The organism is Pseudomonas sp. W5-36 (assembly GCF_046540455.1).
Lineage (GTDB): Bacteria > Pseudomonadota > Gammaproteobacteria > Pseudomonadales > Pseudomonadaceae > Aquipseudomonas > Aquipseudomonas graminis_B.
Genome location: NZ_JAXCIQ010000005.1, coordinates 244021 through 263358, shown reverse-complemented (window position 1 = coordinate 263358; position 19338 = coordinate 244021). Strand labels below are relative to the sequence as shown.

Sequence of the window (19338 nt, the reverse complement as noted above, 5' to 3'; positions counted from 1 at the left end):
CTGGACGGCTGGCCCCAACCTGCAAGAAAGGAGAATCAAGAAATGGCATTTGACGCATATATTCAGATCGACGGCATTCCAGGCGAAGTTCTGGATGACAAGCACAAGGACTGGATTGAAGTACTCGGCTACGAGTACGGCGCCACCCAAGCGACGTCGGCGACTGCCAGCTCTTCGGGCGGTGCGTCCTCCGAGCGCGTTGCACTGAGCGATTTCAGCATCCGCAAAGCGGTCGACAAGGCCTCTGCGAAGCTGTTCGAAGCGTGCTGCAAAGGCACTCACATCGCCAAGATCCAGCTGAACGTCAACCGTGCGGGCGGCGACAAGCTGACCTACCTGACCATCAACCTGGAAGAGGTTGTAGTGTCGTCGGTCAAGGCCGTTGCCGGTGGCAGTCAGGATGGCGAAGACAAAGCCGTCAGCGACCTGCCGATCGAAGAAATCAGCTTCAACTTCGCTCGCATCAAAACCACCTACACCCAACAAAGCCGTGCCGATGGCCAGGGTGGCGGTAACGTCACCGGCGGTTGGGACCGTACGGCCAACAAGGTTTTCGCTTGATCGAGTAGTCACAGCGGTCCGTTGCCTGGGGCAGCGGACCGTATTCAACACCGCGTCGGCTGGATCGACGCGGTGTTCTTTTTTCTTATCCCGAGTTGACCATGTCTGAATTTCTCAACGACCTTTCACTGACCGAACTGACAGCGCCGATCAATGGAGGAAGCGGCGAAGACCTGAGCTTTTCCACGCTGTTCGACAACGTCAAGGAAGCTCGTCGAGCGGACCCTGATTACTTGACCCAGGGTGACTGGCAGACCGATCTGAAATCCTCGGATTGGGACCTGACGATCACCCTGGCTGCACACGGCCTTGCTCAGCAGAGCAAGGATTTGATGCTGGTCGCCTGGCTCAGTGAAGCCCTGGCGCACAAATACCACTTCGTCGGCATCACCTTCGGCCTGACCCTGGCCGAGCGGATTCTCGAGCGTTTCTGGGATGACCTGTTTCCGGCACTGGATGAAGGCCTGGAAGAACGCGCCGCGCGCCTGGCCTGGCTGAAGACGACCCTGGCCGATGTGGTCGGCGGGCTGCCGATCACCCAGGGCGACCAGTTCGGCCTGCTGCGCTACGACGAGTCCCGGCACATCGAGAACCTGGCGCTGCAAAACCCGCAGGCCATGCGCATCGCGCTGGACGAAGGCAAGATCAACGCGGAGATCTTTCAGCGTTCCGTGGTGCTGACCGACACCGAGCACTTCCTGCGCAAGGCCTCGGAAATCACCGACAGCCTGCAGGCCTGCCGGCAGTTGCAGGACACAGCCGATCGCCTGTTCGGCAGTGAAGCACCGAGCTTTGCCGGCCTGAGCGAGATCCTTTCCCGCGCCGCGCAACTGGCTGAAAAACTGCTTAAGGACCGCGGCGTGGAAATCAATCCCGCGCCTGCCCAACCGACCGCCGAGCCTGTCGCCGAACCGGCCGATCAACCCGCTGCGGGGCCTGCCATGACCATCACCGTGAAAGACACCGCGTCAGCGCCCTTGCGCACCACGCCGCTGACCCGCGACGAAGCCTTTACGATGCTCGCCGGCGTCGCCCAGTTCTTCAAACAGACCGAGCCGCAAAGCCCGGTGCCGTACCTGATCGAACGCGCGATCAAATGGGGCAACATGCCCCTGGAAGGCTGGCTCAGCGACGTCATCAAGGACAGCAACGTGGTCGACAGCATCCGCGACGTGCTGGGCACGAAAGAGCCGAAGGGTTGACACAAAACCCTGACGGGCAACCGCGCCCTCCTCAAAACTGACTCCGCCGCAGTGGTTACAGGCAGACGCGGATCCTGAGAGAGCGAACAGCACTGTCAGCCCATCAATTCGGAAATCTCGATCAAGTTGAGATCGGGATCACGCACGTAAACCGAGCGAATCGGCCCTGTCGCGCCGGTGCGCTGAACCGGGCCTTCGACGATGGGCCACGCCTCGGCCTGCAACTGCGCAATCACCGCGTCGAGGCCCTGGCTCGCAATGAAGCACAGGTCCAGCGCGCCGGGCACCGGCAGGTGGGCCTTGGGTTCGAACTCGTGACCGCGCTCGTGAACGTTGATCTTCTGGTTGCCAAAGCGGAACGCCAGGCGGCCGCTGCCGAAGGTTTCCAGCTGCATGCCCATGACGCGGACGTAGAAATCCTTGCAGGCCTCCACGTCCACAGTGGTCAGAACCAGATGGTCGAGGTGATCAATCATTGCGTGCGCTCCGTGGGCTAATGAGGTCGACCGTCAGGCAGTCCTGGGGCACGGACCTCAGTGGTCGTTCTTGTCCAGCGTTCTCAGCTTCTGCGGCAATGCCCACAGTAACAGGCTCGCCGCGATCAGACTGCTGACGCCGATGACGTAGAGCGCAGGCGTCGTCGTGCCGGTGAGGTCCTTGATCCCGCCGACCATCACCGGGCTGACGATGCCGCCGAACTGCCCCAGGGTGTTGATCAGCGCAATGCCGCCCGCCGCGCCGGCACCTGCGCCCGCCAACAGCTTGGGCGGCAGGGTCCAGAAGGCCGGAATGGCGGCGACAATCCCGCCGCCGAGCATGGCCAGGGAGACGATCAACAGGCTGGTGTGCTGGGCAAAGAAACCGGCGCTGAAGAAGCCGATGGCCCCAAGCACCATCAGCCCGCAGACGAATTTGCGGCGTTCACCGCTGGCGTCCGACAGGCGTCCGACCACGATCATGCTGATGGCGCCGAAGATGTACGGGATGGCCGTGAGCAGCCCGATGATCACCGGGCTTTCGACGCCCGCGCTGCGAATCAGCTGCGGCGCCCAGAAGTTCAGCCCATAGGACGCCACCTGAATCAGGAAATAAATCAGCCCGAGCATGAGGAAGCCCGGCATTTTCAGCGCGGTCAGCAGCGAGCCCCCATGCTTGTTCGGCTCATGCCGGGCGATGCGGCTCGACAGATACGTTTTCTCGGCGTCGGTCAGCCAGTGCGCGTCCGCGACACGGTCCTTGAGCAGCTTCAGCACCGCAAACCCCAGGGCAATACACGGCAGCCCGCCGAGCAGGAACAGCCAGTGCCAGCCGCGCAACTGCATCACGCCGTCCATATGACCGAGCACCAGCCCCGAGACCGGTGCGCCCAGCAGCCCGGCGAACGCCGAGGCCAGGAACAGAATTGAGGTGATGCGTCCCCGGTAGGTCTGCGGGAACCAGAGCGTCAGGTAAAACAGCACGCCCGGTGCGAAACCCGCCTCCATGGCGCCGATGATGAAACGCAGCACATAGAACTGCCATTCAGCGGTGACGAAGACCATCAGCGCCGTGGCGATGCCCCACGACATCATGATGCGGGCAATCCAGCGCCGCGCCCCGACCTTGTAAAGCATGATGTTGCTCGGCACTTCGAACAGCACGTAGCCGATTACGAACAGGCTCGCACCCAGCCCGTACGCGGTGTCGCTCAGGCTCAGATCGGTTTGCAACTGGAACTTGGCGAAGCTGATGTTGATGCGATCAAAAAACGCGAACAGGTAGCAGACCATGATCAACGGCATCAGGCGCCACGCGACTTTGCGGATCAATGCCTTTTCGGCGCTCACAACCTCGGCGAGGCTGCTGTTCGGGGTCAGAACAGAGACGGTCATTGCGATACTCCAGATCGACTCTCTGAGAGAGCCCTATTGTTTTTGTTGTCTGGACGCGCACGCAGCGGAGCGTGCGCGTTTGTCGGGGAAACCGGTACGGGTGGCGCGCTAACCGGGCAGGTTTTCCGGCGCCGGGTGCAGATCACGGTTGCGTCCGGCCTTGGCGACCTGCCCCGGCATTTCATGGCCCAGCAGGGCCGGTAAACGGCGGGACAGCGTGAGCAGATGTGGCAAATCGATGCCCGTCTCGATGCCCATTTCATCGCACAGATTCACCAGGTCCTCGGTGCAGATATTGCCCGAGGCGCCCGGTGCAAACGGGCAGCCACCGAGCCCGCCCAGCGATGCATCAAACCGCCGCGCCCCCGCTTCGTAAGCCGCCAGCACATTGCTCAGCCCCAGCCCGCGAGTGTTGTGAAAATGCAGCGTGAGCGCCGATGCCGGGACACGGCTCAGCACCCGCTGCACCAGCGCAAACACCTGACGGGGGTTGGCCATGCCGGTGGTGTCGGCCAGGGAGATGCCGTGCATGCCCAATGCCAGATAGGCATCGACAATTTCCAGCACCCGGTCTTCATCGATGCGGCCCTCGAACGGGCAACCGAACGTGGTGGCGATGGAGCCGTTCAGGCTCAGGCCTGTGCCCGACGCCAGCGAGACCACGTCGGCGAAGGCCGCCAGGGACTGTTCGCAGCCCATGCGCATGTTCGCGCGGTTGTGGGTCTGGCTGGCGGACATCACCAGATTCAGCTCATCGGCACCTGCGTCGAGGGCCCGCTGGGCACCGCGCAGGTTGGGAATCAAGGCGACGTAGGTCACGCCGGGCTGGCGCCGGATGCCACGGAACACCTCATCCCCGTCACGCAAGGCAGGAATGGCTTTGGGGGAAACAAAAGAACCGGCTTCGATGCGGCTGAAACCGGCGAGAGAAAGCTGGTCGATCAAGGCGATCTTGTCAGCGGTGTCCACCCACGTCGGCTCGATCTGCAAACCGTCGCGCGGCGACACCTCCTGCACGATCAGGCGCTGGGAGAAGTCGGTGATCATTGCACCACCCCGCTGTGCTTGAGTTGGGCAATGTCGGCGGCGCTCATGCCCAGCTCGCCGAGCACGCTGTCGGTGTGCTGCCCGAGCGCGGGGCCTTGCCAGTTCACCGAGCCTGGGGTTTCCGAGAGTTTCGGCACGATGCCTGGCATCTTCACCGTGGCCCCGCCCGGCAGATCGGCGTCAAGAATCATCCCGCGCGCCTGGTAATGCGGGTCGGCGACGATGTCCGCGACGTTATAGATCCGTCCCGCCGGCACCTCCGCCTGCTCCAGCGCCTTGAGTACCTCGTCAATGGGCAAGGCAGACGACCACGCACTGATCGCCCCATCGAGCCTGTCGCTCTGGGCGGCGCGGCCGTCGTTGTGGGCGAACTCGGGGGCTTCGGCCAAATCGGCGCGGCCAATGGTCTGCATCAGGCGTTTGAAGATCGGGTCGCTGTTGCCGGCGATGACCACGTAGGCGCCGTCGGCGGTCGGGTAGGTGTTGGACGGCGCAATGCCCGGCAGCGCGCCGCCACTGCGTTCACGGACGTGGCCGAGCATGTCGTATTCCGGCACCAGGCTTTCCATGACGTTGAACACGCTTTCGGCCAGGGACACATCGACCACCTGGCCGTCGCCCTGGCCGGTCTTGACCCGCAACAGCGACATCAGCGCGCCCATCACCGCGTGCATCGAGGCCAGCGAATCGCCCAGGCTGACCCCGACCCGCGCCGGTGGCGAGCCGGGGGTGCCGGTGGTGTAGCGGATGCCGCCCATGGCTTCGCCGATGGCGCCGAAGCCGGGGCGATCGCGGTACGGCCCGGACTGACCGTAGCCGGAAATGCGCACGAGGGTGAGTTTGGGGTTCAACGCGTGGAGCACGTCCCAGCCCAGCCCCAGTTTTTCCAGCGCACCGGGCCGCAGGTTTTCGATCAACACGTCCGCGCTTTGAGCCAGCCGCTTGACGATGTCGATGCCTTCGGGCGATTTGAGGTTCAGCGAAAGGGATTTCTTGTTGCGCGACTGCAGGTACCACCACAGCGAAGTGCCTTCGTGCAGCTTTCGCCATTTACGAAGCGGATCGCCCTGCCCCATGGATTCGATTTTGATCACTTCGGCACCGAACTCGCCCAGCAGGCGGGCGGCGAAGGGAGCAGCGATCAGCGTGCCGATTTCAATGACGCGCACGCCTTGAAGGGGGCCTGTCATAGCGGTTACCTCGAGTCTTTCTTGGAATTTGGCGCCCAGACTAGAGGAACGCGGTTCAGCAAATCCAACCGTCAGTGGGCAACGACCGTTCGCGAAACGCGAAGGCTTAGCGGTCGTGGCTGTGCAGGTGCTCGAACAGCAACTGGCTGACCGGCGACAGCGCCGCGGTGTCGCGGACCACCAGAATCAGTGTGCGCCGGGCCCAGGCATCGCTCAGGCCCACGGCCTTGAGGCCCAGGGACGGGCCGAGCAGGTCGAACGCCTTGCGCGGCAGCACGCCGATGCCCATGTCGGCCTGGACCATCCGGCACATGGCGTCGAAGCCCGGCACATGAATGCGCACCCGCAGCGGTCGGCCGTGAGCGCGCGCAGCGTTCTGGGTGCGCATGTTGATGGAGCTGGCGGCGTGCAGACCGATGTAGTCGCTGCCGAGGGTGTCTTCGAAGGCCACCTGCTGCAGCCCGGCGAGCGGGTGATCGTCACGCATCACAACGACCAGTTCGTCGCGGCGATACGGTGCGCTGTGGAGCCCCTGAACATCGATGTCTTCAGAGCAGATGCCGATGTCCGCGACACCGTCGACCAGTCCCTGCACGACGCCGTTGCTGGGCCGCTCTTCAAGATCGACTTTGACCAGCTCATGGCTGGCGACAAAGGCGTGCAGGTCTTCCGGCAAGAACTGAATGATGGCCGAGAGGTTGGCCAGCATGCGCACATAACCGCGCATGCCCTGGAGGTGCTCGTCGAGTTCAAGGCCCATTTTTTCCAGATCGGAGAGCATGCGCCGGGCGTGGTGCAGCATCGTCTCGCCGGCGGCCGTCAACAGCATGCCTTTGGCATTGCGCAGGAACAGGCCGATGCCGAGCACTTCTTCCAGCTCCATCAGCCGCTTGCTGGCGGCCGACACGGCAATCGCCTCGCGCGCCGCCGCCCGGGTCAGCGTGCCTTCTTCGTACACCGCCACGAACAGCTTCAGGGTGATCAGGTCGAGACGACGGATGAGGTTTTTGTGGAGCATGGGACGTACTCGATCAAGGTCCGGCCGAAAGAATACACGGGTTGTCGGACGGGGATGGCTGAAGCCGGTCCTAATGGATGCTCGCGTCGTCTGTAGGACTGGCTTCAGCCGGGAAGTGGCCAGCACGTTCGCCAACCATTTTGCGGCGTGACATCCGACGCCTTCCCGGCTAAAACCAGTCCTACCAGGGATCCGTGGTGTGCCAGTAGTAATCCACTATCAAGCTGAACCGATTCAGGTCGATATACCGGTGATTTCTATTTTTATGGACAGCCCCGACATGAACCTCAGACGCCTCAACATCGCTCCCCGCTCCCCGCTCCCTGATCTGCTTCGGCTTTTTCGCCGTGTTGATCTCCGCCGTCGGACTGTTCTCACTGATGCAATCGTCCAAGCTCAAAGATGCCCGGGACGCACTGCAGGACAACGTACTCCCCACCCTCCTCGCCATCGCCGATATCAAAAATGATCTGCTGACCATCCGCCTCGGCAACACCAGCCTGCGCGCTGCGCAGAGCGCCGCCAGCACCGACTCGGCCATGAAACGCGTCAGCCAGGGCCGCGCTGACCTCGAGCGCGATACCAAACGCCTGAAAACCCTCTTGATCAGTGAGCGTGGTTTGAGTGCCTACGCGCAGATGGAGCGCGACATGCAGGCCTACCTCGCCGTGCACGCGCGTTTTCTCGACGCCGTGGCGCAGAAGCGTGATGACGTTGTCGCCTCGCTGACCGAGCCGTCCGGTGAACAGACCCGCGCGGCAGACGCACTCGCCAAGGACATCGCGACCATCGCCGACCTCGGCAACCAGAAAATGCAGGACTCAAATGTCGCGGCAAATGAAAGTTACGCCCAGGCCCGCGAGGTCATCATCGCCGCCATCGTGGTCGCGCTGGTCGCCACCCTTGCCCTGGCGGCACTGTTCACCCGCAGCCTGGTCGCGCCGATCGCCAAAGCCCTGGCCGTCGCGGAAAACATCGCTGCCAATGACCTGAGCAAGCCGATTCAAGTGGACGGTTCCGACGAGCCGGGCCGCCTGCTGCAAGCACTGTCGGTGATGCAGCAGAACCTGCGCCACACGCTTTCGGAGCTGGGCCACTCGTCCAATCAGCTGGCGTCGACCTCGGAAGAAATGACCGCGGTGACCGAAGAATCCCTGCGCGGGGTTCAGCGTCAGAACGACGAAATCAATCAGGCCGCCACGGCCATCAATCAGATGAGCGCGGCGGTGGAAGAAGTCGCCCACAACGCCTCCCTGGCCTCGACAGCCGCGCGGGATTCCAGCGACTCGGCGGAACAGGGTCGCCTGCGGGTCAACGAAACTATTTCGGCGATCAACGCGCTGCACGACTCGGTCGGCAGCACCGCGGACGAGATCAATGGGCTGGCCGGCCAGGTGCAGAACATCAGCGGCGTGCTGGACGTGATTCGCGGCATCGCCGATCAGACCAACCTGCTCGCCCTCAACGCGGCCATCGAAGCCGCCCGTGCAGGCGAAGCCGGACGTGGCTTCGCGGTGGTGGCCGACGAAGTCCGCGCCCTGGCGCACCGCACCCAGCAGTCCACCGCCGAGATCGAAAAGATGATCGACTCGATTCAGGGCGGCACCCACAAGGCGGTCACCGCCATGGGTCAGAGCAGCGAGCGCGCCCGGGTCAGCCTGGACGTCGCCGGTGCCGCCGGTCGTGCCCTCGCCGACATCAAAACCGCCATCGTGTTGATCAATGAGCGCAACGTCAGCATTGCGACGGCCACGGAACAACAGGCCCAGGTCGCGCGGGAAGTTGATCGCAACCTGACCAGCATCCGCGACCTGTCGCTGCAGACGTCTGCCGGCGCCCATCAGACCTCGGCGGCGAGCAACGAGCTGTCGCAACTGGCGGTGGGCCTGAACGGTCTGGTGATGCAATTCAGAACTTAATGGCACCGACGGAATCGCACCACTGAGCCGCCTGTTTGCGGCATCAGACGATTTCGGAGGTAAAGCATGAAGTTTGTGAAGCTGGGTTCCACGGGACTGGACGTGTCGAGGCTGTGCCTGGGGTGCATGACGTTTGGCGAGCCAGACGCCGGCACGCACCCGTGGACGCTGGATGAGAACGCCAGCCGGCCGATCATCAAGCACGCGGTCGAGCAAGGCATCAACTTCTTCGACACGGCCAACAGCTATTCGGCAGGCACCTCGGAAGTCATCGTCGGCAAGCTGTTGAAAGAATTCACCCGTCGCGAAGAAACCGTCATCGCGACCAAGGTGTTTTTTCCGGCCAACATGTGGGAAGGCTCCAAGCGGCCCAACGAACAGGGCCTGTCGAGGAAAGCCATCATGGCCAACATCGACGCCAGCCTGACGCGGCTGGGCACCGACTACGTTGACCTGTACCAGATTCATCGCTGGGATTATCACACCCCCATCGAAGAAACCATGGAAGCGCTGCATGACGTGGTGCGGGCCGGCAAGGCGCGTTACATCGGCGCGTCGTCGATGTTCGCCTGGCAGTTCGCCAAGGCTCAGCAGGTGGCGACGGCCCATGGCTGGAGCCGCTTTGTGTCGATGCAGAACTACCTGAATCTGGTGTATCGCGAAGAACAGCGCGAGATGATTCCGCTGTGCCTGGATCAGGGCGTCGGCCTGATGCCGTGGAGCCCGATGGCCCGCGGCAGGCTCACACGGCCCCACGGCCAGCAGACTGGACGCACCAAGACCGACATCTCCGGCCAGTCGTTTTACGAGGCAACGGAAGCCGAAGATGGCCGCGTCATCGATGTGGTCGAGCAGATTGCCAGCGAGCGCGGCGTGCCCATGGCGCAAGTCGCGTTGGCGTGGGTGTTGGCCCAGCGTGGCGTGTCGGCACCGATCGTCGGCGCCTCCAAGCCGCACCATCTGGACGATGCGATCGCGGCGCTGGATCTGGTGCTCAGCGATGATGAGGTAAAACGCCTTGAAGCGCCCTACGTTCCCCACGCTGTCACGGGCTTCGCGTGAAGCCCGACGGCAATTCCGGGCTTGCCACCGGCCGGGCCGTCGTGCTGTTCGACGGCACCTGCAAGCTGTGCAATCGCTGGGCGACCTTCATCATCAGCCAGGACCACGAGCAGCGGCTGACGCTCGCGGCGGTGCAGTCGCCCGAGGGTCAGGCGCTGCTGAAATGGGCGGGGTTGCCCCAGGATCAGTTCAACACCATCGTGCTGGTGGAGAATGACCGTTTTTACGTCCGCTCGGACGCAATGTTCAAGATCCTCGCCCACCTCCCCGCCCGATGGCACTGGCTGCTCATCGCGCGGGTTTTCCCAAGGGTTTTGCGGGACTGGCTGTACGACAAGATCGCGCTGAACCGCTACAAACTGTTTGGCCGTTATGACGCCTGTCGCTTGCCTGCCGCGGATCATCGCGGCCGTTTCTTGAACCAGAACGCCCTCAACGACCGCTAACTCTTCAGCGGCTGAAATGCCGTCTTCGTGAGCAAGCTCACCCCCACACGTCTTGGGCATGGCTCTAGAGCTCTAGTCAGTCTCACTCGGAAAAGTTCCACTATATGGGACAGACAATCACATATTGAGATCTCAGAATATGTCGTCTATGGTGAAACCTCTTCGCTCCTCATAGCCACTATAAAAACAACAGGAAGTCCCATGCCCACGCCATCTCTGGATTCGGGCCTGCACGCCAGCACCATGAAGCGCCTCAACCTCAAGTTGATCCCCTTCCTGATGCTGCTGTACATGGTCGCGTACATCGACAAGTCGAACATTTCCGTCGCCGCGTTGCAGATGAATGCCGAGCTGGGCCTGACCGCTCGCATGTATGGCATCGGCGTAGGCCTGTTCTTTCTGACGTACATCCTTCTTGAAGTCCCCAGCAGCGTCATCCTCACACGGGTCGGCGCGCGGCGTTGGATTGCGCGGATCATGATCACCTGGGGCATCGTCGCGGCGGGCATGGCGTTTGTGCAGAGCGCCAATCAGCTGTACGGCATGCGCCTGTTGCTGGGCGCCGCAGAGGCCGGTTTCACGCCGGGGATCATTTACTACCTGTCGCAGTGGTACCCGAAGACCGATCGGGCCAAAGCCATGTCGTTCTTCTACATTGGCGCCGCGCTGGCGTCGGTGATCGGCCTGCCGCTGTCGGGCGCGTTTCTGCACCTGGACGGGTATTTCGGCGTCAGCGGCTGGCGCTGGCTGTTTCTGCTGGAAGGCCTGCCGGCGGTGATCCTCGGCATTGTCGTGTTGCGCTACCTGCCGGACTCGCCGCAGACCACCCACTGGCTGCAAGACGATCAGAAAGACTGGCTGAGCCGCACCATCGCGGCCGAGCAAGCGAACTCGCCGATCTCCCACCACGCCGCCTGGCAGACCGCATTCCGCAGCCGTCAGGTCTGGCTGCTGAGCCTGTTCTGGCTGTTGCAGGCGTTCGGCACCATCGGCATCACGCTGTTCCTGCCGCTGATCGTCAAATCGGTGTCCGGCCAGGAATCGTTCACCGTCAGCGTCATGTCCGCGCTGCCCTTCCTGTTCGCCTGCGTGTTCATGTACTTCAATGGCACCCATTCCGACCGCAAGGGCGAGCGCGGCTGGCACTTGGCGCTGCCGCTGATGGCCGCCGGGGTGCTGCTGGCGCTGGCGGTGTGGACCAGCAACCCTTGGCTGGCGTACGCCTTGCTGGTGCTGGCGGTCGGTCTGAACTGGGCCGCCACGCCGGTGTTCTGGGCGACCACCACCGAATACCTGTCGGGCGCTGCGGCCGCGGCGTCCATCGCACTGATCAACTCCATCGCCAACATCGCCGGCCTTGGCCTGCCGCCCGTCATGGGCTGGATAAAGGACGCCACGCAAAGCTACGACTACGCCCTGCTGCTGGTCTCTGCAGCCTTGTTGGCCGGCGGTGTGCTGGGACTGTTCCTGGCCCGTTCGCCGCGTGCCGCACCTGTCACCGCCCGCGCAACTCCCCCCGCTGCTGCTCCTGTCCCAAGAGGTTTAAATGAAGCCAAGGCTCCTTAAAATCGCCCGCTTGCCGGCCATGCTCGATGACGCGCTGAACGCGACCTACGACGTGGTGGACGCCGATCAAAACGGCACCGGCGTCGGCGAATCGACCGCCGACATCCGCGCCATGGTCGCCAATGGCGAATCCACGGTCAGCCGTCAGTTGATCGCCAGCCTCCCTGCGCTGGAAGTCATCGTCGTGTTTGGCGTGGGCTACGACGGCGTTGATATGTCGGCGGCGCGGGAGCGTGGCATCCGCGTCACCCACACCCCCGACGTGCTCACCGAAGACGTCGCCGATTTCGCCATGGCCTTGATGCTGGGCATCGCCCGCAACCTGCGGGTGGCCGACCGTTTTACCCGCTCGGGCGCCTGGGCAAATGGCCCCATCGCTTTCAGCCGCAAGGTCAGCCGGGCGCGCCTGGGCATCATTGGCCTCGGTCGCATTGGCGCCGCCATCGCCCGCCGCGCCCAAGGCTTCGATATGTCGATCGCCTACACCGGGCGGCGGCCTCAGGACGTCGGGTTCACGTACTACCCGTCAGCCCTCGAACTGGCCGCTGCGGTGGATTTTCTCGTCGTCGCAGTCGGCGGCGGCGCCAGCACCCATCATCTGGTGGACGCCAAGGTGCTGGATGCCTTGGGCCCGAAGGGGTATCTGATCAACGTCGGCCGTGGCAGCGTGGTCGATGAAACCGCCCTCGCCCGGGTCCTCGCCGAGGGTCGTCTGGCCGGCGCGGCGCTGGACGTCTACGAAGACGAGCCGCACCCCATCGCTGCGCTTGTGGATCTGGACAACGCCTTGCTCACCCCGCACATGGCCAGCGCCACGTGGGACACCCGGCAGGCGATGTCCGATCTGGTCATGGCCAACCTCCACGCCTGGCACAGCGGCGCAGACTTGCCCACGCCCGTGCCGGAATAAGCCGATGCTGCCTGCGCCTGGCTGAATGAAAGAACCGAGTCGCAGAAGACGGAATTCGTTGCCTGTTGGCAGTGAGGATTTGGAGGTATGGTGTGGCTTTCCCCTGCCAAGGAAGATCCATGGCCACGCACCCCTCCAGCCACGCACAAAAGCACCTCGCCGTTCTCATTGATGCGGACAACGCCCCCGCCGCCATCGTCGAAGGTCTGTTCGAAGAAATCGCCAAATATGGCGTTGCCAGCGTCAAGCGCATCTACGGCGACTGGACCGGGCCGCAGCTCGGCGGCTGGAAAAAGGTCCTGCTGGATCACTCGATCCAGCCTATCCAGCAATTCGCCTACACCAAAGGCAAGAACGCCACCGACAGCTCGCTGATCATCGACGCCATGGACCTGCTGTACACGCGGCGCTTCGACGGCTTTTGCCTGGTCTCCAGCGACAGCGACTTCACCCGCCTGGCCTCGCGACTGCGCGAAGAAGGCCTGACCGTGATTGGCTTCGGAGAAGAGAAAACGCCCCGGCCGTTCGTGGCGGCCTGCGACAAATTCATCTACATCGAACTGCTCCGCGAAGAGGTGATCGCTGCCGCCAGCACAGAGCAGCCGCTCGACGCGCCCGCGCAGTCGGACGTGGCAAAACCCGCGGCCGCGGACACCCAGAAGCGTCCCAAAGCGCCCATCAGTTTCATCGCGAAAATCCTCGACGACATTGCCGACGAAGACGGCTGGGTGCAGCTAGGCGCCCTGGGCACCAACATCACCAAGCTGCGACCGGAATTCGACCCGCGCACCCATGGGTACAGAAAGCTCAGCGACCTGATCAAGGGCTACCCGCAAGCCTTCGAGCTGCAGGCCAGACCCGCGTCCAGTGGCACGGCGGTGATGTACGTCCGGCACAGACAAAACGGTAAATAACCCATCAGCCTGTTTCATTTATGGAGCCCTCCATGCCCGTTTTCTCAGTTGACTATCGCTTCAAAGACCAACACCGCACCCATCGCTTCGAGCTGAATCAGCCAGCGTTGTCAGCGTCCGACGCCGCGATGCACCTGCTTGAGCTGCATTTCGGCGACAGCGAAAACAGCCTGATCATGCCCAATGCCGATGCAGAACCGGATGAAATCATCGAACAGGCCAGCCAGCTCGGGCTGACGGACATTCGCGTCACCCAGGCGGCGAGCGATGACGTCCGGTAAAACGCGTTGAACCCTGCGGCGGCACCTGCATCCGATCACTACGACTGAACATTTCCCGACTGACAGGTGCCCCATGATCGAGATCAACAGCTACACGACCGTCAAACGCCGAGAGCGCGTGCCCCACGACGTATTCGCTCATTACTGGCGTGACGTCCACGGCCCGCTGTGCTCGCGGCTTCCGGGCCTTGGCTTGTACATCCAGCACCACTTTTCCCGGCAGCAGGATGCGCACCTGTGGCCCCTCGCCGATGGCATCAGCGAGATCCAGGATTACGAACTGGACGGTGGCGTGGAGATCGGTTTCGAGTCCGCCGCTGACCAGAAGCTGTTTCAGGAGGCCAGCCCGATCCTGTTCTCGGACGAGCAGAACATGTTCGACGAAACCCTGGCCTACGCCCTGCCTGAAGGCTCGCTGACCCTGACCAACGCGCTGGCGGATGAGCGGTTCAACGGCACCGACACCTTTGACCGGATTCACATCCATTTCAGCCCGCGGGAGACCCTGGCGCAGCTGCACGCGTACCTGAAGTCAGACCTGGGGCCGCTGCTGGCGGCGGCCGACGACGTGGTCAAGGTTTGTCTGCACCTGTGCGACCCCTTCGAGAACGATGGCCAGCACCCACCTGCGCCCAACGTCGCGCACTTCGCCAACCCGGCGCGCGCCGAATTGGCCGTGCTGGAAATCGCGTTCACCTCGCCACTGGCGCGTCGTCGTTTCTTCCAGAGCGACGTGTTCCAGAACACCCTGCCTGAACAGTCGAAGCACATCGCCCAGCTCAAGACGTTCGCCGTCTCCGGGCTCTACACCTACGTGCGCGACAAGTCGCTGACCACCGCCGGATTGCGCGGCAGTCGGGCAGCCGAGTTGATCGAGTATCTGGGCGCGGTGAATCAGGTTCAGCCCGATGTTAAAGAACTGATGCTGAAAGGCACCCAAGCCAGCTAGCGGTTCCTGTCGGCGGCCGTGGCTCACGGCTGCCGACGTTTCCATGGCCTGTCGGGAAACGCCAAGGCCTTTCCATTGATCTGATTCATGCATCAAAGGATGAAAAAATAACGATTATCGTCGTCTGAAAATTGCCACAGAATCTCCAGTTACAAGCGCTTACAAACTCAAAAAAAACGCTGGAGAACAACATGCATCAGCCGCCAAGCCAGACCTCCTCCGGGAAGTCCAGGGCAGGAATGGTCTTCCGGGTCACCTCCGGAAACTTTCTTGAACAGTTCGACTTCTTCCTCTTCGGCTTCTACGCCACCCAGATCGCCTCCGCCTTCTTCCCCGCCAGCAACGAATTCGCCTCGTTGATGATGACCTTCGCTGTGTTCGGTGCAGGCTTCCTGATGCGACCCCTGGGCGCCGTGCTGCTGGGCGCGTACATCGATGATGTCGGCCGCCGTCGCGGCCTGATCGTGACGCTGGCGATCATGGCCAGCGGCACGTTGCTGATTGTCCTGGTGCCGGGTTATGCCACGATCGGCCTCTGGGCACCGGCGCTGGTCTTGCTCGGACGGCTGCTGCAGGGATTCTCCGCCGGCGCAGAGATGGGCGGCGTGTCCGTCTACCTCGCCGAAATGGCAACGCCGGGGCGCAAGGGTTTCTACGCCAGTTGGCAATCGGCCAGTCAGCAGGTGGCCATCGTCGTCGCCGCCGCCCTGGGTTACGGGCTCAATCAATGGCTTGCCCCGGCCGAACTGTCGGCGTGGGGCTGGCGCATTCCGTTTGCCGTCGGCTGCCTGATCATTCCGTTCATTTTCCTGCTGCGCCGCAGCCTTGAAGAAACCGCAGAATTCACCACGCGCAAACACCGCCCGACGATGAAGGAGGTGTTCGCAACCCTCCTCGGCAACGCCAGTGTGGTGATCCTTGGCATGCTGATGGTGGCAATGACGACCACCGCCTTTTACATGATCACCGTGTACGCACCGACCTTCGGCCGCTCGGTGCTGCAGCTCAGCACCAGTGACGCCCTGATCGTGACCCTGCTGGTGGGGGTCTCGAACTTCTTCTGGCTGCCCATCGGCGGCGCCCTGAGTGACCGACTGGGACGCAAGCCGCTGCTGCTGGCGATGTCATTGCTGACGCTGGTCACGGCGTATCCCGCGCTGTCATTCCTGGCCCAGGCGCCGACCTTTGGCCACATGCTCGAAGTGCTGCTGTGGTTCTCGTTTCTCTACGGCATTTACAACGGCGCGATGATTCCGGCGCTCACCGAAATGATGCCCGTCGAGGTGCGCGTGGCGGGTTTCTCCCTCGCCTACAGCCTGGCGACAGCGATCTTCGGTGGCTTCACGCCGGCGGTTTCGACCTGGCTCATTCACCTGACCGGGGATAAGGCAGCGCCGGCTTACTGGATGATCTTCGCCGCCCTGTGCGCTTTTACCGCGACGCTGGTGCTGTACCGCCGTCTCGCCACTCAGTCACTCGCCACTGCTTGAAGGACCCTGTCATGAATTCTTTACTTAAACCCCTCTGCGTTATGGCGCTGACCAGCTGCGCCTACGGCAATCTTGCGCACGCCGAAGAGCTGACCGTCATGACCTCGGGCGGCTTTACTGCGGCCTATCAGCACCTCGGGCCGGAGTACGCCGAGCACAGCGGCAACACGCTTAAAACGGTGCTTGGCCCGTCGATGGGTAAAGCGGCGGAAGCCATCCCCAACCGGTTGAGTCGCGGCGAGCACGCGGATGTGGTGATCATGGTGGGCTACGCCCTGGATGACTTGATCAAACAGGGCAAGGTCGACGCCGGCTCGCGTGTGGAACTGGCGGACTCGCGCATCGGCATGGTGGTGAAGGCCGGCGCCGACAAACCGGCCATCGGCACCGATGCCGAGCTGAAACAGACCTTGCTGGCGGCCAAGTCAGTGGCTTATTCAGACAGCGCAAGCGGCGTCTACATCGAGAAAGAGCTCTTCAAGAAGCTCGGCGTTCAGCCGCAGATGGCGCCCAAAAGCAAGATGATCGAGCGCATTCCGGTGGCCTCCGTCGTGGCCAAGGGTGACTACCAGCTCGGCTTCCAGCAGGTCGCAGAATTGCTGCCGATCCCGGGCGTAACCTTCGTCGGCAAGATTCCGGAAGACGTGCAGTCGGTGACCCGCTATGCCGCCGGCATTCCGAAAAATGCCGATCACCCCGTGGAAGCGAAGGCACTGCTCAAGTTCCTGTCGTCCCCCGACGCGCAGGCCAGCATCCGCGAAACCGGCCTGGACTCAGTCCCGCGGTAACGTCCCGGGCAGCGCGCGAATTCGCTGCTCCAGTTCCAGTGCCGCGGGCGTCAATGTGCGTCCGCGGCGTTTTAGCACCCCCATCTGCCTGACCCCCTCCGGCTCCACCAGCCTCACTTTCGCCAGAATCGGGTGGGCGGAGATTGGCATGGCAATGGACGGAACCACCGCAATGCCCAGCCCCGCCTCGACCAGCCCCAGCACCGTGGTCACATGCCGCGCTTCGCAAACGCTGTTCCTGCCCGGCTGCAATCCGGAAAGCGCGCGATCCAGCACCAGGCGATTGCCCGAAGACTTATCCAGCGTAATGCACTCGTGCTCACACGCCTGAGCCCAGGTGACGGTGTCGAGGGTGGCCAGCGGATGGTCGCGGCGGCAGGCAACGACGTAGTGCTCTTCGAGCAGCGGACTGAACTCGATTTCCGGCGCCAGGTTGCCGGTGAAACTCACCCCGAAATCGGCTTCGCCGGACGCCACCGCCGCGCTCACTTCATTGGCCGACACGTCGATCAGTCTGATGTTGATCAGCGGGTATTGCGCGTGAAAGCTGCGGATCGCATGGGGCAGGAAGTAGTACGCCGCAGACGGCACGCAGGCCACGGTCAGGGTGCCCCTGCGGTTGGCGCCGCCATCGCCGATGCTGAGCAGGGCCAGGTCCAGGTCATCCAGTAGCCGTTCGACCTGTGGCAAGAACGCCCGCCCGACGTTGGTCAGCGAGACCTTTCGCGTGGTCCGCTCAAACAGTTTGACCCCCAGGGCGGACTCAAGCTTTTCGATGCGACGGCTCAGCGCCGACTGGGTGATGCGGATGGACTCGGCCGCCCGGCGAAAGCCCTGCTTTTCAACCACCGCACGAAAAGCCTGGAGGTCATTGAGGTCGAAGTGGATGTTCACGGCATGTCGTCGCTTTGATCGTAGACGGGCATCAATGGTAAAGCGGAACCTGTCGGCGAGCTATCCCGGGGCAAGTCGCGCGGCTCGCCCCGGGCTCGACGGAATGACTTAGTAAAGCGTGTCGGCGATTCGGCCCGGCAGCGCCTTGTCATACGCCTCGCCGTCGATGGCCGCCTGGGACACCTCTTTGAGAATCTGCCCCGCTGTCGGCAACGCGCTGCGCGGCACCTGCTTTGACGCATCCCACAGCCCTGCCCTGATCACCGCTCGGCTGCACTGGAAATAGACGCTGGTGACGGTGATGCGCAGCACCGATTTCGGCGGCTTCCCGTCCACGGCAAAACGCTCCAGCAGCTCCGGCGAGATGGAGATCTGCGCCGTGCCGTTGACGCGCAGGGTTTCGCCGACGCCCGGGACGAGAAACAGCAGTGCGACGCGCGGGTCTTCGACGATGTTGCGCAGGGTGTCGATGCGGTTGTTGCCGCGCCGGTCCGGCAGATACAGCGTTTTGCTGTCTTCGATGTGTACGAAGCCCGGCTGATCGCCCCGCGGCGAAGCATCCAGGCCGCCTGCACCCGACGAGGCGAGGATCACGAAGGACGCCGCTTCGATGAACGGCCGGTAGACCGGGTGGATGTGGTCGACTTCCTTGACCAGGGACGGCGGCGCGATCGGGCCATACACCGCTTCCAGTGCCTGTACGGTGGTCAGGTATGAGCTGTCTTCAAGGTCCATTGTGGGCTCTCTGCAATGTCTTCGTGGCTGGACAGGTTCAGCATGCTGTGACGTTTCATGCCCGTTCGGGGCAATAGTGCCAGACGCGTGTGGCAGATTGACCGGCGATCTGATTCACTGCCTGCCTTTTCACCGTCCAGCATCTGCACACCGGGTAAACAGGCATGAATCGTCGCAAGAAACTCAACCAGATACTCAAAGCCAACGCAAAAAAGGCGAGCGCCAAACTGGCGCCGAAGAACAAAGACATATACATCAGCAAGGCCGACCGGTTGAAGCTGGCGGCGGAGGCCAATGCTGAAGCCGGTTCAGATTCCACGACCGAATCCGCGCCTGGAGCGGCCAGCCGTTCCGAGGCGGTTTGAACGCCCTCAGTTTGCAGCGCCACTGCCGACGCCTTCCCCTTGTAGGACCGGCTTCAGCCGGGAACAGGCCAGCGGCGACGCCCTCAATTTTGCAGCGTGATTGCCGACGCCTTCCCGGCTAAAGCCGGTC

The 19338-nt window shown here is 62.9% G+C and carries 20 protein-coding genes and 1 pseudogene; 14 read left to right on the top strand and 7 right to left on the bottom strand.

Annotated features, from left to right (window positions below; all coding sequences use genetic code 11):
- Positions 1 to 42: 42 nt before the first annotated feature.
- Together SLW74_RS11690 and tssA are read left to right on the top strand one after the other, a co-directional pair.
- Positions 43 to 561, top strand: coding sequence for an Hcp family type VI secretion system effector (locus SLW74_RS11690; RefSeq protein WP_065988935.1), 519 nt, complete (start codon positions 43 to 45; stop codon positions 559 to 561).
- A 101-nt stretch (positions 562 to 662) separates the two neighbouring features.
- Positions 663 to 1763 carry a type VI secretion system protein TssA gene (tssA, locus tag SLW74_RS11685; protein ID WP_410928954.1) on the top strand — a complete coding sequence of 367 codons (1101 nt, stop codon included), beginning with the start codon at positions 663 to 665 and terminating at the stop codon, positions 1761 to 1763.
- A 95-nt stretch (positions 1764 to 1858) separates the two neighbouring features.
- On the opposite strand, the gene SLW74_RS11680 is transcribed toward tssA, so the two are convergent.
- From SLW74_RS11680 to SLW74_RS11660, 5 genes are all read right to left on the bottom strand, one after another.
- Complete coding sequence (locus SLW74_RS11680) at positions 1859 to 2239, bottom strand: VOC family protein (RefSeq protein ID WP_410928953.1); 381 nt, start codon at positions 2237 to 2239, stop codon at positions 1859 to 1861.
- Between the two features lie 57 nt (positions 2240 to 2296).
- Positions 2297 to 3634, bottom strand: coding sequence for an MFS transporter (locus SLW74_RS11675; RefSeq protein ID WP_410928952.1), 1338 nt, complete (start codon positions 3632 to 3634; stop codon positions 2297 to 2299).
- 108 nt (positions 3635 to 3742) lie between these two features.
- Complete coding sequence (locus SLW74_RS11670) at positions 3743 to 4681, bottom strand: hydroxymethylglutaryl-CoA lyase (RefSeq protein ID WP_410928951.1); 939 nt, start codon at positions 4679 to 4681, stop codon at positions 3743 to 3745.
- On the bottom strand, positions 4678 to 5871 hold the full coding sequence (locus SLW74_RS11665; protein WP_410928950.1) for a CaiB/BaiF CoA transferase family protein: 1194 nt from the start codon (positions 5869 to 5871) through the stop codon (positions 4678 to 4680). Before SLW74_RS11665 ends, SLW74_RS11670 begins: the two co-directional genes overlap by 4 nt.
- Before the next feature lie 106 nt (positions 5872 to 5977).
- Positions 5978 to 6889, bottom strand: coding sequence for a LysR family transcriptional regulator (locus tag SLW74_RS11660; RefSeq protein WP_410928949.1), 912 nt, complete (start codon positions 6887 to 6889; stop codon positions 5978 to 5980).
- Between the two features lie 380 nt (positions 6890 to 7269).
- Between SLW74_RS11660 and SLW74_RS11655 the strand changes: the two are divergent.
- From SLW74_RS11655 to SLW74_RS11605, 11 genes and pseudogenes are all read left to right on the top strand, one after another.
- Positions 7270 to 7902: pseudogene (locus SLW74_RS11655) on the top strand (methyl-accepting chemotaxis protein); the annotation flags it as partial.
- 42 nt (positions 7903 to 7944) lie between these two features.
- Positions 7945 to 8808, top strand: coding sequence for a methyl-accepting chemotaxis protein (locus SLW74_RS11650; protein WP_410929051.1), 864 nt, complete (start codon positions 7945 to 7947; stop codon positions 8806 to 8808).
- A gap of 66 nt (positions 8809 to 8874) precedes the next feature.
- Positions 8875 to 9870: an aldo/keto reductase gene (locus tag SLW74_RS11645; RefSeq protein WP_410928948.1), complete on the top strand. Its 996-nt coding sequence runs from the start codon at positions 8875 to 8877 to the stop codon at positions 9868 to 9870.
- Entirely contained in the window at positions 9867 to 10316 is a 450-nt protein-coding gene (locus SLW74_RS11640; RefSeq protein ID WP_410928947.1) for a thiol-disulfide oxidoreductase DCC family protein, read from the top strand. The genes SLW74_RS11645 and SLW74_RS11640 overlap by 4 nt, the downstream gene beginning before the upstream one ends.
- Positions 10317 to 10517: 201 nt before the next feature.
- A complete protein-coding gene (locus tag SLW74_RS11635) occupies positions 10518 to 11882 on the top strand; it encodes an MFS transporter (RefSeq protein ID WP_065988925.1) in 1365 nt (454 codons plus the stop codon).
- On the top strand, positions 11863 to 12792 hold the full coding sequence (locus tag SLW74_RS11630) for a 2-hydroxyacid dehydrogenase (protein ID WP_410928946.1): 930 nt from the start codon (positions 11863 to 11865) through the stop codon (positions 12790 to 12792). The genes SLW74_RS11635 and SLW74_RS11630 overlap by 20 nt, the downstream gene beginning before the upstream one ends.
- A 119-nt stretch (positions 12793 to 12911) precedes the next feature.
- On the top strand, positions 12912 to 13706 hold the full coding sequence (locus tag SLW74_RS11625; protein ID WP_065988923.1) for an NYN domain-containing protein: 795 nt from the start codon (positions 12912 to 12914) through the stop codon (positions 13704 to 13706).
- Between the two features lie 32 nt (positions 13707 to 13738).
- On the top strand, positions 13739 to 13987 hold the full coding sequence (locus tag SLW74_RS11620) for a hypothetical protein (protein ID WP_296310855.1): 249 nt from the start codon (positions 13739 to 13741) through the stop codon (positions 13985 to 13987).
- Positions 13988 to 14060: 73 nt separating this feature from the next.
- On the top strand, positions 14061 to 14936 hold the full coding sequence (locus tag SLW74_RS11615; protein WP_410928945.1) for a hypothetical protein: 876 nt from the start codon (positions 14061 to 14063) through the stop codon (positions 14934 to 14936).
- A gap of 191 nt (positions 14937 to 15127) precedes the next feature.
- The gene (locus SLW74_RS11610) at positions 15128 to 16426 is read left to right on the top strand and encodes an MFS transporter (protein WP_410928944.1); all 1299 of its coding nucleotides are present in this window, start codon (positions 15128 to 15130) and stop codon (positions 16424 to 16426) included.
- A gap of 41 nt (positions 16427 to 16467) precedes the next feature.
- Positions 16468 to 17214, top strand: coding sequence for a substrate-binding domain-containing protein (locus tag SLW74_RS11605; protein WP_296310862.1), 747 nt, complete (start codon positions 16468 to 16470; stop codon positions 17212 to 17214).
- Here the strand turns inward: SLW74_RS11605 and SLW74_RS11600 are convergent.
- Both SLW74_RS11600 and SLW74_RS11595 read right to left on the bottom strand, forming a co-directional pair.
- The gene (locus SLW74_RS11600) at positions 17200 to 18108 is read right to left on the bottom strand and encodes a LysR family transcriptional regulator (protein ID WP_410928943.1); all 909 of its coding nucleotides are present in this window, start codon (positions 18106 to 18108) and stop codon (positions 17200 to 17202) included. The two genes, SLW74_RS11605 and SLW74_RS11600, sit on opposite strands and share 15 nt — an antisense overlap.
- Positions 18109 to 18216: 108 nt before the next feature.
- Entirely contained in the window at positions 18217 to 18843 is a 627-nt protein-coding gene (locus SLW74_RS11595; protein WP_192130370.1) for a pyridoxamine 5'-phosphate oxidase family protein, read from the bottom strand.
- 164 nt (positions 18844 to 19007) lie between these two features.
- Between SLW74_RS11595 and SLW74_RS11590 the strand changes: the two genes are divergently transcribed.
- Positions 19008 to 19208 (top strand): DUF2986 domain-containing protein, encoded by a 201-nt coding sequence (locus tag SLW74_RS11590; protein ID WP_410928942.1) that lies wholly within the window; start codon positions 19008 to 19010, stop codon positions 19206 to 19208.
- Positions 19209 to 19338: the final 130 nt, after the last annotated feature.

Bases quoted from the DNA above. Each gene is read 5' to 3' on its own strand.
- SLW74_RS11595 (WP_192130370.1), bottom strand. From the start codon at position 18,843: ATGGACCTTGAAGACAGCTCATACCTGACCACCGTACAGGCACTGGAA.
- SLW74_RS11590 (WP_410928942.1), top strand. From the start codon at position 19,008: ATGAATCGTCGCAAGAAACTCAACCAGATACTCAAAGCCAACGCAAAA.
- SLW74_RS11620 (WP_296310855.1), top strand. From the start codon at position 13,739: ATGCCCGTTTTCTCAGTTGACTATCGCTTCAAAGACCAACACCGCACC.
- tssA (WP_410928954.1), top strand. From the start codon at position 663: ATGTCTGAATTTCTCAACGACCTTTCACTGACCGAACTGACAGCGCCG.
- SLW74_RS11680 (WP_410928953.1), bottom strand. From the start codon at position 2,239: ATGATTGATCACCTCGACCATCTGGTTCTGACCACTGTGGACGTGGAG.
- SLW74_RS11650 (WP_410929051.1), top strand. From the start codon at position 7,945: ATGCAGCAGAACCTGCGCCACACGCTTTCGGAGCTGGGCCACTCGTCC.
- SLW74_RS11690 (WP_065988935.1), top strand. From the start codon at position 43: ATGGCATTTGACGCATATATTCAGATCGACGGCATTCCAGGCGAAGTT.
- SLW74_RS11610 (WP_410928944.1), top strand. From the start codon at position 15,128: ATGCATCAGCCGCCAAGCCAGACCTCCTCCGGGAAGTCCAGGGCAGGA.
- SLW74_RS11615 (WP_410928945.1), top strand. From the start codon at position 14,061: ATGATCGAGATCAACAGCTACACGACCGTCAAACGCCGAGAGCGCGTG.
- SLW74_RS11645 (WP_410928948.1), top strand. From the start codon at position 8,875: ATGAAGTTTGTGAAGCTGGGTTCCACGGGACTGGACGTGTCGAGGCTG.
- SLW74_RS11665 (WP_410928950.1), bottom strand. From the start codon at position 5,871: ATGACAGGCCCCCTTCAAGGCGTGCGCGTCATTGAAATCGGCACGCTG.
- SLW74_RS11630 (WP_410928946.1), top strand. From the start codon at position 11,863: ATGAAGCCAAGGCTCCTTAAAATCGCCCGCTTGCCGGCCATGCTCGAT.
- SLW74_RS11635 (WP_065988925.1), top strand. From the start codon at position 10,518: ATGCCCACGCCATCTCTGGATTCGGGCCTGCACGCCAGCACCATGAAG.
- SLW74_RS11670 (WP_410928951.1), bottom strand. From the start codon at position 4,681: ATGATCACCGACTTCTCCCAGCGCCTGATCGTGCAGGAGGTGTCGCCG.
- SLW74_RS11605 (WP_296310862.1), top strand. From the start codon at position 16,468: ATGGCGCTGACCAGCTGCGCCTACGGCAATCTTGCGCACGCCGAAGAG.
- SLW74_RS11675 (WP_410928952.1), bottom strand. From the start codon at position 3,634: ATGACCGTCTCTGTTCTGACCCCGAACAGCAGCCTCGCCGAGGTTGTG.
- SLW74_RS11660 (WP_410928949.1), bottom strand. From the start codon at position 6,889: ATGCTCCACAAAAACCTCATCCGTCGTCTCGACCTGATCACCCTGAAG.
- SLW74_RS11625 (WP_065988923.1), top strand. From the start codon at position 12,912: ATGGCCACGCACCCCTCCAGCCACGCACAAAAGCACCTCGCCGTTCTC.